The sequence below is a fragment of the Acinetobacter sp. YH12142 genome (assembly GCF_013418435.1).
GTDB classification, from domain to species: domain Bacteria; phylum Pseudomonadota; class Gammaproteobacteria; order Pseudomonadales; family Moraxellaceae; genus Acinetobacter; species Acinetobacter amyesii.
Window position 1 is genome coordinate 94,985 of record NZ_VPCB01000008.1, and the last position, 17,200, is coordinate 112,184.

At 43.0% G+C, this 17,200-nt stretch carries 17 protein-coding genes; 5 read left to right on the forward strand and 12 right to left on the reverse strand.

Translation table 11 applies throughout. From position 1 onward, the window contains the following. Positions 1-33: 33 nt before the first annotated feature. The 4 genes from FTU77_RS08430 (at position 34) to FTU77_RS08445 (ending at position 3,218) form a co-directional block, all read left to right on the forward strand. Positions 34-981 (forward strand): transporter substrate-binding domain-containing protein, encoded by a 948-nt coding sequence (locus tag FTU77_RS08430; RefSeq protein ID WP_180055541.1) that lies wholly within the window; start codon positions 34-36, stop codon positions 979-981. Positions 982-1,051: 70 nt separating this feature from the next. Beyond that, entirely contained in the window at positions 1,052-1,795 is a 744-nt protein-coding gene (locus FTU77_RS08435; RefSeq protein ID WP_078191087.1) for an amino acid ABC transporter permease, read from the forward strand. Beyond that, positions 1,795-2,478, forward strand: coding sequence for an ABC transporter permease subunit (locus FTU77_RS08440; protein WP_078191088.1), 684 nt, complete (start codon positions 1,795-1,797; stop codon positions 2,476-2,478). The genes FTU77_RS08435 and FTU77_RS08440 overlap by 1 nt, the downstream gene beginning before the upstream one ends. Continuing rightward, positions 2,475-3,218 (forward strand): amino acid ABC transporter ATP-binding protein, encoded by a 744-nt coding sequence (locus FTU77_RS08445; protein ID WP_078191089.1) that lies wholly within the window; start codon positions 2,475-2,477, stop codon positions 3,216-3,218. The genes FTU77_RS08440 and FTU77_RS08445 overlap by 4 nt, the downstream gene beginning before the upstream one ends. Before the next feature lie 68 nt (positions 3,219-3,286). Here the strand turns inward: FTU77_RS08445 and FTU77_RS08450 are convergent, their stop codons facing one another. Beyond that, positions 3,287-4,048: a ferredoxin--NADP reductase gene (locus FTU77_RS08450; RefSeq protein ID WP_180025850.1), complete on the reverse strand. Its 762-nt coding sequence runs from the start codon at positions 4,046-4,048 to the stop codon at positions 3,287-3,289. Between the two features lie 85 nt (positions 4,049-4,133). Between FTU77_RS08450 and gigC the strand changes: the two genes are divergently transcribed. Next, entirely contained in the window at positions 4,134-5,018 is an 885-nt protein-coding gene (gene gigC / locus FTU77_RS08455; RefSeq protein ID WP_078191091.1) for a LysR family transcriptional regulator GigC, read from the forward strand. Positions 5,019-5,060: 42 nt separating this feature from the next. Here gigC and FTU77_RS08460 read toward each other — a convergent pair whose 3' ends face one another. The 11 genes from FTU77_RS08460 to nuoG all read right to left on the reverse strand — a co-directional run bounded on the left by FTU77_RS08460 (position 5,061) and on the right by nuoG (position 17,196). Continuing rightward, positions 5,061-5,813, reverse strand: coding sequence for an excalibur calcium-binding domain-containing protein (locus FTU77_RS08460; RefSeq protein ID WP_180025851.1), 753 nt, complete (start codon positions 5,811-5,813; stop codon positions 5,061-5,063). A 107-nt stretch (positions 5,814-5,920) separates the two neighbouring features. Beyond that, positions 5,921-6,214, reverse strand: a complete 294-nt coding sequence (locus tag FTU77_RS08465; RefSeq protein ID WP_168378567.1) for a cold shock domain-containing protein — start codon at positions 6,212-6,214, stop codon at positions 5,921-5,923. Positions 6,215-6,299: 85 nt separating this feature from the next. After that, on the reverse strand, positions 6,300-6,935 hold the full coding sequence (gene upp / locus FTU77_RS08470; RefSeq protein ID WP_168378566.1) for a uracil phosphoribosyltransferase: 636 nt from the start codon (positions 6,933-6,935) through the stop codon (positions 6,300-6,302). A gap of 126 nt (positions 6,936-7,061) precedes the next feature. Then, entirely contained in the window at positions 7,062-8,606 is a 1,545-nt protein-coding gene (gene nuoN / locus FTU77_RS08475; RefSeq protein ID WP_180025852.1) for an NADH-quinone oxidoreductase subunit NuoN, read from the reverse strand. 3 nt (positions 8,607-8,609) lie between these two features. Further along, complete coding sequence (gene nuoM, locus FTU77_RS08480; protein WP_078191096.1) at positions 8,610-10,223, reverse strand: NADH-quinone oxidoreductase subunit M; 1,614 nt, start codon at positions 10,221-10,223, stop codon at positions 8,610-8,612. Between the two features lies 1 nt (position 10,224). Next, positions 10,225-12,114, reverse strand: a complete 1,890-nt coding sequence (gene nuoL, locus FTU77_RS08485; RefSeq protein ID WP_078191097.1) for an NADH-quinone oxidoreductase subunit L — start codon at positions 12,112-12,114, stop codon at positions 10,225-10,227. After that, complete coding sequence (gene nuoK, locus FTU77_RS08490) at positions 12,111-12,419, reverse strand: NADH-quinone oxidoreductase subunit NuoK (RefSeq protein ID WP_067665227.1); 309 nt, start codon at positions 12,417-12,419, stop codon at positions 12,111-12,113. The genes nuoL and nuoK overlap by 4 nt, the downstream gene beginning before the upstream one ends. Beyond that, complete coding sequence (nuoJ, locus tag FTU77_RS08495) at positions 12,419-12,937, reverse strand: NADH-quinone oxidoreductase subunit J (RefSeq protein WP_171262661.1); 519 nt, start codon at positions 12,935-12,937, stop codon at positions 12,419-12,421. The genes nuoK and nuoJ overlap by 1 nt, the downstream gene beginning before the upstream one ends. Then, positions 12,937-13,479 carry an NADH-quinone oxidoreductase subunit NuoI gene (gene nuoI / locus FTU77_RS08500; RefSeq protein WP_078191099.1) on the reverse strand — a complete coding sequence of 181 codons (543 nt, stop codon included), beginning with the start codon at positions 13,477-13,479 and terminating at the stop codon, positions 12,937-12,939. Before nuoI ends, nuoJ begins: the two co-directional genes overlap by 1 nt. An 18-nt stretch (positions 13,480-13,497) precedes the next feature. Next, positions 13,498-14,514, reverse strand: a complete 1,017-nt coding sequence (gene nuoH / locus FTU77_RS08505) for an NADH-quinone oxidoreductase subunit NuoH (RefSeq protein WP_078191100.1) — start codon at positions 14,512-14,514, stop codon at positions 13,498-13,500. Between the two features lie 3 nt (positions 14,515-14,517). Then, positions 14,518-17,196, reverse strand: coding sequence for an NADH-quinone oxidoreductase subunit NuoG (nuoG, locus tag FTU77_RS08510; RefSeq protein ID WP_180009323.1), 2,679 nt, complete (start codon positions 17,194-17,196; stop codon positions 14,518-14,520). Between the last annotated feature and the right edge of the window lie 4 nt (positions 17,197-17,200).

Below are 17,200 nucleotides of genomic sequence, written 5' to 3' on the forward strand. Positions count from 1 at the left end.
GGATATTAAATCAGGGTAAAAGGAGTTTTAACGATGACGTCAAAAAAACATTTAGCAACTTTGTTCTGTGCAAGTGCGCTCACTTTAGGGCTTAGCGCATGTAGTGACAATAAAGCACCTACAACGGATAAAGCTGCAGGAAGTGAAGCTGCTGTTTCTGACTCAGGGACTTTAGATAAGATCAAAAAATCGGGCACGATTGTTTTAGGCTATCGCGATTCATCGATTCCATTTTCATATATCGCAGATAATCCAAACCAACCTGTGGGTTATGCGCATGATCTTCAATTAAAAGTAGTTGAAGCAGTAAAAAAACAATTAAATCTTCCCGATTTAAAAATCCGTTATAACTTAGTGACCAGCCAAAACCGAATTCCATTAGTTTCTAATGGCACCGTCGACTTAGAGTGTGGTTCAACCACCAACAATAAAGAACGCCAACAACAAGTTGATTTCTCAACAGGTTTCTTTGAAGTGGGTTCACGCTTACTTACTGCAAAAGACTCTGGGATTAAAGACTTCGCTGACCTTAAAGGTAAAAAATTAGTCACCACGGCAGGAACTACATCTGAGCGTTATATTCGTCAACATGAAAAAGAGTTAGGTATTGGTGAAGTCATTTCTGCCAAAGACCACGCTGAGTCTTTCCTCATGCTACAAAATGGTCGTGCAGCGGCATTTATGATGGATGATATTTTGCTGGCGGGTGAAAAATCGAAAGCCAAAGATCCTAATAAATGGGAAATCGTGGGTACAGCACCGATTCATGAAATCTATGGTTGTATGCTACGTAAAGGCGATACTGGTTTTAAACAAGTGGTTGATGATGCAATCAAAGCGACCTATAGCTCTGGTGAAATCAATGACATGTATAAAAAATGGTTCCAAACGCCAATTCCACCAAAAAATATCAATTTGAATTTCCCGATGTCTGATCAATTAAAAGCATTGATTAGTAATCCACATGACCGTGACGAATAACTTTCCCTAAACATTCTAAAGATGCTTAAGCCAAACAGATTTTGGCTTAAGCTCATTATAGGGAGTTCCTATGAATTATAGCTGGAATTGGGGTGTGCTGTTCCAATCTACAGGTGTAGGTGATTCGACCTACCTGAATTGGATTTTAATTGGGATCGGCTGGCTGTTTGTCATCGCTTTGGTGGCATGGAGCATTGCGATGGTGCTTGGCAGCATCTTGGGTATTATGCGTACCCTACCGAGTCCTGTAGCACGAGGTATTGGTACGGCCTACGTGACTATTTTCCGAAATGTACCCTTATTGATTCAACTGTTTATTTGGTTCTATGTTGTACCTAACTTCCTCCCTGCTGCGATTAAAAGCTGGTGGATGAATGACCTTGGGGCAAATACGACCGCCTTAATTTCCGCAAGTGTCGGCTTGGGTCTTTTTACAGCTGCACGGGTCTGTGAGCAAGTCAGGACTGGTATTGAAGCGCTTCCTTTGGGGCAAACCAATGCAGGTTATGCCATGGGATTTAGCACGGCTCAACTATACCGCTATGTGATCTTACCGCAGTCATTCCGCACGATTTTGCCACCTCTCAGCTCTGAGTTGACCAACTGTGTCAAAAACACCTCAGTTGCGTCTTTGGTCGGTGTTGCAGAAATCATTTCACAGATGAAAACCATCAGTGAATACACGCAAAACACCATCGAAATTTATACCTACGTCACCATTATTTTCATCGTGATCAACATCTGTTTAATTGGTTTCATGAATTTTCTGGAAAAACGCCTACGCGTTCCTGGCTTAATTGCAGGAGATAAATAATGGAATGGCTCAGTTCTTTTATTCAAGACCTCCAAGCGTCTGGCCCTGCACTATGGCATGGTTTCAGCATCACACTCAAAGTGGTGATCACGGCAACCATTGGTGGTGTCTTTATTGGGACTTTATTGGCGTTGATGCGCCTGTCCTCGATTAAGGCTTTTAATATTTTTGCTAAAGGCTATGTGAACCTCTTTCGTTCTATACCTTTGCTCTTGGTGCTAATGTGGTTCTACTTTGCCGTACCCTTTATCTACACAGGAATCACAGGTAACTATCTAACGATTGATACTGCCCTTGTATCGAGTATCGTGGCCTTCATGCTATTTGAAGCTGCTTACTTTTCAGAGATTGTCCGTGCCGGGATTCAATCGATTCCTAAAGGTCAAACCTCTGCAGCTTATGCTCTCGGTATGAGTTATAGCCAAGCGATGCGCTTAATTATTTTGCCGCAATCCTTTCGCAAAATGACGCCACTGCTCTTACAGCAAACCATCATTCTGTTCCAAGATTCAACCATGGTTTATGCCATCGGACTGTTAGACTTTTTCCGCACCAACTATGTTCGAGGCGACCTCATGTCATTGTTAACTCAATACATTCTGTTTGCCGGTTTGGTGTATTTCACTATTAGTATGATCGCTACCTATGCAGTTAAAAAATTACAACGGAGGTTAAGTGTATGACCGATCAAAAAACGATGATTGACCTCCAAAATGTCAGTAAATGGTATAAAGATTTTCAAGTGCTTACCGATTGCACGACTCAAATTAAACAAGGTGAAGTGGTTGTCGTGTGTGGGCCCTCTGGCTCAGGTAAATCAACGCTCATTAAAACCGTTAATGGACTTGAGCCTTTTCAGGCCGGTACGATTTTAGTCGACGGTATTTCCATTAATGACCCAAAAACCGATTTAAATAAATTGCGTAGTCGTGTTGGTATGGTGTTCCAGCACTTTGAACTGTTTCCACATTTATCCATTACAGAAAACCTGACCATTGCGCAGGTTAAAGTCTTGGGCCGATCAGAAGCCGAAGCCAAGAAAAAAGGCTTGGCTTATTTAGATCGTGTGGGTTTGAGTGCGCATGCCGCTAAATTCCCGGCACAGTTATCAGGTGGACAGCAACAACGTGTTGCGATTGCACGTGCGCTCAGTATGGACCCGATTGCCATGCTGTTTGATGAACCGACTTCGGCACTTGATCCAGAGATGATTAACGAAGTACTTGATGTGATGGTGGGTCTTGCCAAAGAAGGTATGACCATGATGTGTGTAACCCATGAGATGGGCTTCGCGCGTCAGGTTGCGGACCGTGTGATCTTTATGGATCAAGGAAAAATTGTGGAAGACTGCAGTAAAGATGATTTCTTTAATGCCCCTCGTGGTGAACGAGCGCAGCAGTTCTTAAATAAAATTCTGCATTAACATCAAAACGTATTTAGTTTTCAAAAATAAAAAAAGCTCATCCATCGATGAGCTTTTTTCATGGCACCTTACCAATAGTTTTCTACAGCAATATTACCTTCACCACGGCGGTTCATGGTCAAACCACGCGCCTTTAATGCTGCCTTGGTGTCATCAACCATTTGTGGATTACCACACAACATGACATGCGTCGTTTCCACATTAAACGCTAAGCCCGCCGCCTGTTCTAGCTCGCCATTTTCAATTAAAACTGGTAAACGATCATGCAGCGGTGCATTTGGATCACGTGTCACAATAGGTATAAATTTAAAACCCGTATGCCCTTCACCAAAGGTCTCGGCGATTTCTTGAATACGCTCGATATAAGCCAATTCTGATACGGTACGCACACTGTAGACTAGATTAATTTTTTCGTATTTAGACCACGTTTCAAAGTCTTGTAGCATTGATAAAAATGGTGCAAGACCCGTTCCTGTCCCCAACAGCCATAAGTCCTTCGGCAATGGCAACTGATAACGTGCCAAGGTAAGGAAGCCATAAGGGACTTTTTCTAAATACAGCTCATCACCCACTTGTAGATGCTGTAAATTCGAGGTAAACGCACCATCTGGAACGACGATAGAGAAAAACTCTAAAGTTTCATCAAAGGGTGACGACACCACAGAATAGGCACGAACCACCAATTCATCGCCCACTTTCAAGCCAATTCGTGCGAACTGACCAGCGGTGAATTTAAAATGTGCAGGGCGTGTCATGGTAAAACTGAACAAAGTATTGGTCCAACGGTGTACAGATAAAACCTTTTCTAAGCTAAATTTTTCAATTGACATGATTTGAACGTGGCGTGACAGACTGTGCTCATGTTAGCATGACAGCATAATTTATTAATATTTTTTAAATGTTAAGGCCTGATTCATGCGCATGACTTTACGCCAGTTGGCTGTTTTTGTAGCAGTCGCTCAAGAAGGTACCGTTACCAAAGCCAGTGATGCTGTCAAACTTACTCAAAGTGCAGCAAGTATGGCATTGGCAGACCTCGAAGATGGTCTCGGTGCTCCACTGTTTGACCGACTTGGTAAACGCTTGCAATTGAATGACTTGGGTCGTTTTTTATTGCCACAAGCTTTGGAAATTTTAGGGCGCTGTGAAGCTTTTGAACAAGCAGCCAAAGGCGAACTACAAAGTATTGATCTACGTTTGGGCGCGACCCTGACCATCAGTGACTACTTGATGCCAGACCTCATGGCAGATTTCTTACAAATTCAACCTCAAGCACATTTACAACTTCAAGTCGGCAATACCCGCCAAATGATTGAAGCGGTAAACCAATTTCAGTTGGATTTGGCCTTAATTGAAGGTTCATGCCATCTGCCACAGTTGCAATGTATTCACTGGCGTGACGATGAACTTGCCGTGTGCTGTTCACCAGAGCACCCTTTAGCGAAGTTGGATCGTGCACTCACTGCAGCTGACTTTGATAACGTGGAATGGATCTTACGTGAAGAAGGTTCAGGCACACGTGAAGTATTTGACAACGCAATTTTAAAAGACCTGCCAGATGCCAATATTCGTTTAACCTTGGGTCATAACGAAGCCATTTTAAAAATCGTGGCAGGTGGTCTTGGTATGTCATGTATTTCTAAACTGGCGATTGAGCCTTTACGTGAAAAAGGTCAATTGGTGGTTTTAGATACACCGTTCTGGCAACTTGCCCGTCCATTATTCATGTTGGTACATCGTCAGAAATACCAAGGACCAGGGCTCAAAGCCTTTATGCAATTTTGTGAAAAATCTGTATAAATAAAAAAGCGCCTAATGGCGCTTTTTTTGTGAATGCTTCCATTACCACCTAGAATCATTCTCACAAGCAATACCGTCATTATCACCATCCATCTTCGTGTTTGGACAATTCTTAATAAACCACTGAGCTTCATCTCTTGAGCGCATTTGACTGCAATGCTGTCGTCCATCACAACTAAACTGAGCTTTTTCTTCTGCCCTTGGCGTATCACTTGAAGAAGGTGCCTGCGCAGTGTCTTGAACACCAGACTGAGCTTGCGTTGAACCTGTGCCATATAGATTTTTTTCACCTTGCTCAGACAGCACCCGATCGGGTAAATCCCCCTGAGCTTTACGTTGTTCTTTTACGATGTTTTCATTTTCTTGCATGAGCTGTTGTAAATGTTGTTGCTTCTGTTCTTGGTACTGCTGATATTTACTATAGACGGCCACAGCTAAAACTAGAATCACAATGAGTCCAATCATGCTGATGATTTTACTGCCCCAAACTGTGCCTTTGGCTATATCGTGAGGAGTAACTTGATCGTTTACTCGATCTGGCATTGATTCAAATGACGGATTTATCTGTTCATGAGTGGACTGCTCTTTTTTCAAATCTAAACGGATGATATTTACAGCTTTAAATTTACCTTGATCTGCTTCAATCCTGTATTTGAGATTTTCTCCAACACGTGGTTCGATGTGTCGGCTAGGAAAATCACGAATATGAAAAAATAAATCCTTTGCTTGATCTTGTTGTATAAATCCAAAGCCGCGCTCAACATTATAGCTTTTGATTTTCCCCTCTTTAAACATAAAAATTGTCTCTCATCTTTTCTTTTAATACTCTTATGATAATAAAAAAAGAGGCCCTATAGACCTCTTTTCGATTTCAATGATTTCCACGAAATCTTAAAATCACATTATTTACGCAAATTTGAAAGCAAAGCTGAAGTAATCGACTGGTTATTTGCCACGACTTTAGATTTTTTAGCTTTTGCAGATTTGTCTTCTTCACGCTCAATGTTAATGGCCTTATAACGATCTCCATTTTCCACCACATTAAATTTCACGCGATCATTACGTTTTGGTTCGACACCATCTGCGGGAAAGTCAGAGATATGGAAAAATACATCACCTTCTTCACATGAAAGAAAGCCAAAGCCCTTTTCAGGATTGTACTGCTTCACTTTACCTTTATATTGTTCGGACTTCATAAAGTACCCTATTCCATTTATGCCAATGTCTTTAGTATATAAAAAAGAGGCTATAAAAGCCCCTTTTCTGTTCATGATGCAAAAATTAGTCTTTTTGAACTGAACCGAAAATTTTATCGCCTGCATCGCCAAGACCAGGAACGATATAACCGTTTTCATTTAAACCTTGGTCTACAGATGCTGTGTAAATCGTTACGTCCGGATGAGCTTCATTCACACGTTTAATGCCTTCTGGAGCTGCTACAAGCACCATGACACGAATATCTTTACAACCACTGGCTTTTAGAACGTCAATAGCAGCAACGAGCGATGAACCTGTTGCAAGCATTGGGTCAATAATCATCGCTAAACGGTTTTGTACGTCTGGTACTAATTTTTTGTAGTAAGTACGCGCTTCTAAAGTTTCTTCATCACGCTCTAAACCCAATACAGATACTTTCGCACTTGGAATCAGGTTTAAGAAACCATCCAACATACCAATACCTGCACGTAAAATCGGTACAACTGTTATTTTTTTACCGGCAATACGATCTACAATTACTTTACCATTCCAACCATCAATTTCATGATCGACCATTGGTAAATCTTTCGTTGCTTCATAAGTCAGAAGCATAGTCACTTCTTGAGCAAGCTCACGGAAGTTTTTAGTACTAATATCTGCACGACGAAGTAAGCCGAGTTTATGTCGGATTAAAGGATGACGGATTTCATGGATAGCCACGGGAGAACACCTAAAAGGTTAAGATAAAATTTCAACCATTATAAAGCTATTTAACAAATGATAAAAATAAAAAAGCCCCCTTTACAGGAGGCTTTTTTGTAATAAGCAAATTAATTGCTTAATTCATTAGTTAAATCCACTTTGAATTAAGCTAAAAATGAACTGTTGTAATTCAGGTGAGATCGCAAAGTATGCCACTTGAGATACTGCAATGATTGGATCTGGATATACACCGATCAACAACACAAGAGCAGCTGCGCCAAGCACCATAATACCACCCACTTTTTGACCCCAATGATCGACAGCATCGATACGTGGGTTTTCTGGTGGAGTCATGTACATCACAACCATCACACGTAGGTAGTAGTACAAACCGATACCTGAACCAAGGATCACCATCGCAGCTAAGAACCATGAACCACCAGCAACCGCTGTTTTGATCACAAGGAACTTACCAATAAAGCCTGCTGTTAATGGGATACCTGCAAGAGATAACATCATGACAGTCAGTGTTGCAGTCAACACTGGACGACGCCAGAACAAACCACGGTACTCAGCAAGGCTACCTGCTTCGTCTTTGTTGTTGTAAGGGCTAGACATCAGTGTCACAACACCGAACGCACCAATCGTTGTTAATACATAAGTAATCACATACACGTTGACGCTGCTGAATGTTGCAAAGCCTTGTACTTGAACAAAGTCAGTATTACGTGCACTAACGATCGCAACAAGTAAGTAACCAAAGTGAGCGATTGAAGAGTATGCAAGGATACGTTTCAAGTTCACTTGACGTACTGCTAGCAAGTTACCCGCAAGGATAGACAATACTGCAATGATGGTCACGATCGTGATGAAGCTATCAGAAAGGATTAAACCAGAAGCCAAGAAGTAACGAACGAATAGACCGATCATTGCCACTTTAGCCACAGTCGCTAAGAATGTCGCGATTGGCGCTGGCGCACCTGCATACACGTCCGGTGTCCATTTATGGAATGGCGCAAGAGACAATTTAAATGCAACAGCAAAGACAATCAGTGCAAGACCAAGGACTACACCCGGTTGGCTGAATGTTGTGAACATTTTGCCTGGTTCAGCAACGAATGCCATTGTACCTGTGTACGCATATACATAAGCCATACCCATCAACAACATCGCAGAAGCGGTTGCTGAAAGCACCAAATATTTCACACCCGCTTCAAGCGACTGTGAACGTTGGTGTGTATAAGCCAATAGGCCGTATACAGGAATCGACATTAACTCAAGACTGATAAAGAAAGACGCATAGTGCGAACTTGCAACCATTAACAATGCACCTGTTACAGAGCACAGCATCAAGATATAAAGTTCTTCACGGTTATCTTTATAGGTTTCGATATACGCATGTGACAATGTGCAGCAAGCAAGTGCTGCAATCAAAATCACGAATTGGTACAACATCGTAAATGGATCTACGATGAACAAATTCATTACGTTTGCAGGAGCATACTGCCCTACAACGAAAACAAAAATAATATAAAAGGCTGCAAGGTTCAGACCGATAACGGAAGTCGTTGCAACTAAATTGTGGTTACGCTTGATTGCAATTAGCAACATCACGACGATCGCAGTTAAAGCCACGATCATCACAGGAGCTAATGGCATAAGCTCAGAAAATGACATTGTGAAGTCCATGGCTTATTGCATCTCCACATTTTCAGGTTGTACAGCAATCTGCTGCACAACATCAACGACTTCTTGAACTGGGATATAGCTATTTGCAATCCACGCCATGCTTGAATTTGAAATATCAAGGAAGGTTTGTGGGAATAGACCAAGCCATACTAGACCAAGAGCACAGATTAAAAGAATCACAACTTCACGCGCATTTAAGTCTTTCAACGGATTTGCGTAATGCTGTTTTTGTTCTTCGTTTGGTGTACCAAACAATGCTTTGTGGATCAGGATTAAACCGTAAAGACCGGCAAATACTAAGCTTACTGCAGCAAGGATTGTGTACACAGGGAACTTGTCATAAGAACCCATCAAGATTAGGAATTCACCGATGAAGTTACCTAGACCTGGAATACCTACAAGTGCCGCAACAAAGAACATTAAGAAGAATGAAAGGTATTGGAACTGACCACGGATACCGCCCATTAAACGCATGTCACGTGTATGCAGACGTTCGTAAACCTGACCACACATAATGAACAATGCAGCAGAAGATAGACCGTGAGCCAGCATCATAATCATCAAGCCTTGGAATGTCAGGATGTTACCTGCATACAAAGCAAGAAGTACGAAGCCCATGTGCGAAATAGATGTGTACGCAAGCAGACGTTTCATGTCTGTTTGTTGGAATGCACACCATGCACCGTAGAAAATACCGATTAGACCAAGAATGATCGCGATGTCAGCAAACTGAGCAGATGCTACTGGGAAGAATGGAATAACGAAACGTAAAAGACCATAAGCCGCAGTTTTAATCAAGATACCTGCAAGGTCGACAGAACCCGCTGTAGGTGCTTGCGCATGTGCATCTGGTAACCAGCCGTGTAATGGGAAAACTGGAAGTTTTACCGCAAAACCAATAAACATACAGATCATGAATGCATACGCAAGTGCTGGAGCTTTTGCCTCAACAGTGTGTGCAACACTCATCAAGAAGTCATAGTTAAAGCTGATTTGACCGTGAAGTTGGAAGCCAACAACCACTAGACCCAAGATACCGATCAACATGATCAGACCCGCAACCTGAGTATAGATAAAGAATTTAGTTGCAGCGTAAACGCGTGACTTACCTTCTGCCCCTTTATGACCCCAAAGTGCGATCAAGAAGTAGATTGGTACCAGCATCATCTCCCAGAAGAAGAAGAATAGGAACATGTCGATCGCTAAGAATACACCGATCACACCACCTAAAGACCAAAGTAGGTTTAAGTGGAAGAAACCAACGTTCTTTTGAATCTCACCCCATGAACAGCCAACTGCAAGTACACCCAGTAATGCAGTTAAACCCACCATAAGCAGTGAAAGACCATCCACCGCAAGGTGAATGTTAATGCCTAAAGTGGTAATCCACGGTAGGTTAAATTGAGCAGCCCACTGTGGAGCTTGTGTACCCAACTCATAGTTATAAGTACCGCTTTGCCATAAAACGACGGTTAGCACCAACGTTAATAGCATACCAATTAAGGCAATATAGCGTGGTAAGTGCTTGTCGAGTTTATCGACAAGCCAGCATACAAAACCTGCAATGAACGGAATAAGGATCAGAGCGGGTAGAATTAAATTGTTTGGAGTTTCCATTTTATTTCCCCACGACCTGAATCACGACCAGGATCAATAGTAATGCAAACGTACCGAATGCCATACTAGATGCGTATTCACGCAATGAACCTGTTTGACGTGAACTTGTAAAGCTATTACCGCCTTTAACAAGTGCAGGCAATACAAGCCATAAGCCGTCAATTGGATCACGACCAAAGATTTTAGCCAGTAGCAAATAAGGCTTAACGAAAACAATGTTGTACAAAGCATCGAAACCAAGTGCATTACGACAGATATTTGCAAGACCCGCGCCCAGTGAAGTTTTCGCGAACGATTTCACTGCACCATAAGCAAAGGCAAATAACACCACACCTACTGCAAGACCCGCAAGTGCAATACCAACAGCTGTGTATTCAGCGCTATGCATACCGTGTTCTAGTGCTTCTGGAATATTAAATGCTGGGATTTGTGCAGCATTTAAAATATTCGTTACTGGTGCTTTTAAGACATAAGCTAAACCAGTTGAAAGCACTGCAAGAATCGCCAATGGACCCCAGTAAGTAACACCTTTGATTTCATGGTAAGGCGTATTTTCTTTACCAAAGAATACAACCCAAATAAGACGGAATGTATAAATTGAAGTTAAGAACGCACCTGCTACGCCAGTCCAGTACAAGCAGTCATAAACTGCAATCGCTTGACCTTTCACCCATACCGCACCAAGAATCGCATCTTTCGAGAAGAAGCCGATAGTGATGAATGGAATCGCTGCCAATGCACCGCCACCAATCGCGAAACAAGCAAACAAGAATTTGTTTTTGTGGAATAGACCACCCATCTTGAAGATGTTTTGTTCATGATGGTAAGCCAAAATCACAGCACCAGAAGACAAGAATAATAATGCCTTGAAGAATGCGTGAGTCAGCATGTGGAATAGACCGGCTTGGTAAGCTTCAGCACCTACAGCCATAAACATATAACCCAACTGACTCATAGTAGAGTAAGCAAGAATACGTTTGATGTCTGTTTGTACCAATGCAGCAAAGCCCGCAACCAACAATGTTACCGCACCTGTGATTGAGATGAACATCATCACTTCTGGCGCTTGTTCAAACACGCTGAACATACGGCTACATAGGTAAACACCTGCTGTTACCATTGTTGCTGCGTGGATCAATGCAGATACTGGTGTAGGACCAGCCATCGCATCTGCCAACCATGTTTGTAATGGGATCTGAGCAGATTTACCTGCAGCACCCAAGAACAACATCAATGCAGTCCAAATTGCAATCGAAGAACTCTGAGCCAAAACTGTTGGCGCAGCAGCCACAACTTCTGCAATGTTTAAAGTGCCGAATTGTTGGTAGATCAAGAACAATGCAATCAGTAAGAATACGTCACCCACACGTGTCACAGTGAATGCTTTAATTGCAGCAAAACCGTTTGCAGGTGTTTGGTAGTAGTAACCAATTAATAGGTATGAACATAGACCTACACCTTCCCAACCGAGGAATAACAACGCTAAGTTGTCACCCAACACTAAAAGCAGCATGCTTGCCACGAATAGGTTGAAGTATGAGAAGAAACGTGCAAAGTCTTCTTCGCCACGCATGTACCATGTTGCAAAGATGTGAATTAAGAAACCCACACCTGTAATCATGCCCATCATCAATAATGATAAGCCATCTAAATGAAGCGTGAAGCCTGGTGCTAAGTTACCTGCACTGAACCAAGTCCAAAGATGCTGAGTTGTTGCAACTGAACCATTATTAACAAAGTCGATACCGGCAATTAATGCAAATAAAGCTGAAAGACCAACTGAACCTGCACCAATAATTGCAGCAACTGATTCAGGAAGATTTTTACGACCTGCCGCCAACAGGATAAAACCAATTAGCGGGAAAAGTACTGTTAAATATAAATAACTCATCCGCGCATCTCACTAGCAGCATCCACATCCAGATGATGGAAGCGATGATAGAACTGAAGGACGATCGCAAGACCGATACAAGCCTCTGCTGCAGCAAGCGTTAAGATCAAGATAAACATCACTTGACCATCTGGCTGTGCCCATGCGCTTCCTGCCAAAACGAACGCTAAAGCAGCAGCGTTCATCATGATTTCAAGGCTCATTAAAATAAATAGTAGGTTGCGTCGAACCATCACACCGTAAAAACCCAGTGCAAAAAGAATGGTTGCAACGATCAAACCATGTTCTAAAGGGATGTTGCCCATTATTCTTTGTCCTCTTCTGCACCTGGCTCACGTTTGCCAAGATGGAATGCAGCGACAAGTGCGCCAAGCAATAACATCGCAGCAACTTCAACCAGCAATAAGTACTGAGTAAAGAGTGAAGTACCCACTTCTTTCGGACCGACAACTTGAGCACCCATGACAGTGCCAGCAGTTGTGTAGTCTGACTTCAACATCCAAACAAGGATTAGACCCATCAGGAAGCTCATCAACGCAGGATATGCCCACGCTGAAGAAGTCAGCCATTTGCTTTCTTGTTCAACTGTATTTTGACCAAGATTCAGCATCATCACGACGAATACGAATAGCACCATGATTGCGCCAGCGTAAACGATAATTTCGAGAGCACCGGCAAACGGCGCACCCACGATCATGAAGATACCTGCAACTGCAAGTAAAGAGATAATCAAGCTTAATAAAGCGTGTACTGGGTTCGTGTTAGTTACAACACGAACGGTAGAGACGATGGCCACAAGCGCCATCAAATAAAATGGCCACATCATGGTAATAGACTCCGTACATCAACTGGTGTGCTTTCGCGTTGAGCCTGACCTTTATCTTTACCAGCAACAGCCATACCTGTTACGCGGTAGAAGTTATAGTCTGGGTATTTACCAGGACCTGAGATAAGAAGGTTTTCTTTCTCATATACTAAGTCCTGACGAACATACTCACCTAACTCAAAGTCAGGTGTCATTTGAATCGCAGTCGTAGGACATGCTTCTTCACACATACCGCAGAAAATACAACGTGAGAAGTTGATACGGAAAAATTCCGGATACCAACGACCATCTTCTTTTTCAGCTTTTTGTAGTGAAATACAGCCGACTGGACATGCAACCGCACAAAGGTTACATGCTACACAGCGCTCTTCGCCATCAGGGTCACGCGTTAACACGATACGACCACGGAAACGTGGTGGTACGATGTCTTCCGCTTTAACCTCTGGATATAAAATGGTGTCACGTTTACGTGTCGCGTGTGAGAATACCATCCACAACGAACGTACAATTGACCCAAATCCAGCTAGAAATTTAAACATTTTATTCTCCCTGCTGTCTTAGGCCTGATTCATCAGAATCACAGCACCAGTTACCAGAAGGTTAACCAACGCCAATGGCAAGCAAATTTTCCAACCAAAGTTCATAACTTGGTCATAACGTGGACGCATTAAAGAACCACGAGCCAAGACAAACATCATTACAAAGAATGCTGTTTTAATAATGAACCAGAACGCAGCTGGAATGAATGGAATATCTAGGTTGAAAGGCGCTAACCAACCACCGAAGAATAAAGTCACGATTAATGCAGAGATCAGTACGACGTTGACGTATTCCGCAACGAAGAACATACCCCATTTCATACCGCCGTATTCGACATGGTAACCTTCCGCCAATTCTTGTTCTGCTTCTGGTTGGTCAAATGGATGACGGTGAGTTACCGCAACACCCGCAACCACGAAGATCAAGAAACCTAAGAACTGAGGAATAACAAACCAAACATCACGTTGAGCTTCAACAATTTCACGCATGTTGAATGAGCCTGCAATCGCAACCACACCCATTAGTGAAATACCCAAGAACACTTCATAAGAAATGGTTTGAGCAGCAGAACGTAAACCACCAAGTAATGCATATTTGTTATTTGATGACCAACCACCGAACAATACTGCGTATACCGCAATGCCAGCCATTGCCATAAAGAACAATAGACCGATGCTCATGTCTGAAACACCTAAATAAGGTGAAACAGGAATAACCATGAACGATAGCACCGCAGTTGCCATCGCCACTGCTGGAGCCATACGGAAAGTCAATTTGTCAGCAAATTTTGGTGTCCAGTCTTCTTTGAACATGATTTTCAGCATGTCGGCAACAATCTGGAACATACCGCCCGGACCTACACGGTTCGGACCGTAACGGTCTTGCCACAAGCCGAGTAAACGACGTTCAATAAAAGACATCAACGCAGCGATCAATACCACAACCAGTAAGATCACAATTGCTTGAAGAACTGAATAGGCGATTGGCCAGTTTTCAGCCCACAGCGGCGTTTGACGGATTAATTCTTGTTCCATGAATTACACTCCTACCGCGACTGAAACAGGTTCTGCAAGCGATACTGTAGGTGCAAGACCCACTGGGTAACCGATATAACCTGTAGGTAAGTATTCAATCACTTGAACTGGAAGGATGATTTCTGCATCCCCTGCTTTCACAGCGATACGTTGACCATCTTGAACATTTAAGCGTGCTGCATCTTGCTCACCCACAGCAAACATTGCTTCAGGAATACGTGATTCCATCGCAGGTGTTTTCACTGTAAATTCACCAGAAGCGAAGATGTGATGCATCGGCACAAGACGGAAGCTTTCACCATTAACCGCAACAGGTGCAGGTGCAACGAAAGTACGTGCTGGACGTTTCGCTAAACGATCGAATAAACGAACGCCTGCATCACCACCTTTTAAGTGACCACCCACGTTGTCTTGGAATTTGTTCCAAGCTTGTGGAGAGTTCCAACCTGCAGACCAAGCAAATGGTACAAGTGAAGCTGGAGTTTGGTTACCTACATAACCTTCCATAGAGAACGTCAACGCAGAGTCTTTATCGACTGGTTGTTTTGGTTCATGAATAGAAAGTGGTGCGCGCATCGCTGTACGACCTGAGTAACGACGTGGTTCACGTGCCACTTTCAGACCATGTACACGGAAGCCAGCATCTGGTGCGACATCTTGAATCGCTTCAAGTGCAGGAACGTTTTTCGCTACTGACTCGATCACGTCATCAAGAAGTGTCCAAGAAATGGCTTTGCCTTTCACGCCAGTTTCAATGGCATGTAACCAGCGCCAAGATTCTTTGATCGCAAGTTCAGGTTTATAGTAGCTTGGGTCATACACTTGGTAGAAACGTTGTGCACGGCCTTCTTGAGAGACAACAGTACCGTCACCTTCAGCAAATGAAGCAGCAGAAAGTACGATGTTGGCTTTCTTCACAGTTTCAGTTTCAGAATGATCAAGTACGATCACTTCTTTACCAGAAAGTGCAGCATTCACCTGAGCGGCTGGTAAACGACGATAAAGGTCATTTTCCACCACGATCACGGTATCGTAATCTTGTGCAAATGCTTGTTCTAAGCTTTGACCACCAAAGATCGCTAAGCCCATTGAGTTCACTTCTGGAACAGTCAATGTTAAGCCCGCATTACCAAGGTTCTGTGCAACTTGTGCAGCAGCTTCCATGATTGATGCGTCTTGCAAGCTTGTACCAGAGATGATTAATGGTTTTTTCGCAGCTTTTAAAGTGTCAGCAATGGTTTGTGCAAATGCTTTTGCATCGTCATCCAAACCTAAGATCACTTCACCTTTGACAGCAGCAGCGACCGCAAAACCTAAACGTGCAATGTCGTTAGGTGATGCAACAACTTCACCTGTTGCAACATCAGCTAAACGTGTTTGAGTTGCAGCAAGGATGTAAATCGGAGATTTGGCATCTTGAGCAATACGTTGTACAGGTTCAGCCAACCACTCTTGCGTACGGCGCTCTGCAGCCATTTCTTTAGCTTTATTTTTCGCAGCTTGGCGAACAGATAGAGCCATACGAGGCGCAGTTTGAGTCAGATCTTCACCCAAAATCAACACAGCATCGTAGCTTTCGATTTCACGCATACCAGGGTTATAAACACCTTCGGTTTGCATAATAGAAGCTGCAAGTTCAACAAGTTTTTGCTCTTTTTGAGACATACCCGTTGAGAAGTTGTCTTGACCTACAAGTTCGCGAAGCGCGAAGTTTGATTCAAGTGATGCACGTGGTGAACCGATACCCAATACTTTTTTGCCTTGGATATTTTCAATTACGGTATCCAATGCTTGGTCTACAGAAACTGTAGTTACATTTGCACCAGAACGGAATTGTGGTTGACGTGGACGATCTTCACGGTTCACATAACCTGTACCGAAACGACCTTTATCGCAAAGGAAGTATTGGTTCACGTCACCGTTAAAGCGGTTTTCTACACGACGTAGTTCGCCATAACGTTCACCTGGAGAGATGTTACAACCTGAAGAACAGCCTTGGCATACGCTTGGCGCATACTGCATGTCCCATTTACGGTTATAGCGTTCAGAGTGAGTTTTATCTGTGAATACACCTGTTGGGCACACTTCAGTCAAGTTACCAGAGAATTCAGATTCTAAAGTACCTGATTCTGGACGACCAAAGTAAACACGCGAAGCGTTTGCATACACACCAAAGTCTGTACCACCTGCATAATCTTTGTAGTAACGCACACAACGGTAGCACGCAATACAACGGTTCATTTCATGAGAAATGAAAGAGCCTAGCTCTTGGTTGTAATGCGTACGTTTTGTGAAGCGGTAACGACGACGGTCATGCTGAGTCATTACAGTCATATCTTGTAAATGACAATGACCACCCTCTTCACAGACTGGGCAGTCGTGTGGGTGGTTGGTCATCAAGAATTCAACAACAGAAGCACGGAAATTTTTTGCTTCGTCATCTTCAATCGAGATGTAGGTATTGTCAGATGCAGGCGTCATACATGACATAACTAAACGACCGCGAGTATCTTCAGGATTCGCGTATTGAGTCACAGCACATTGACGGCAAGAACCGACAGAACCTAAGGATGGATGCCAACAAAAGTATGGGATGTCGATGCCAAGGCTAAGACATGCTTGTAGCAAGTTCTCTGAGCCGTTGACTTCATACGATTTTCCATCGACATGAATTGTAGCCATAGTC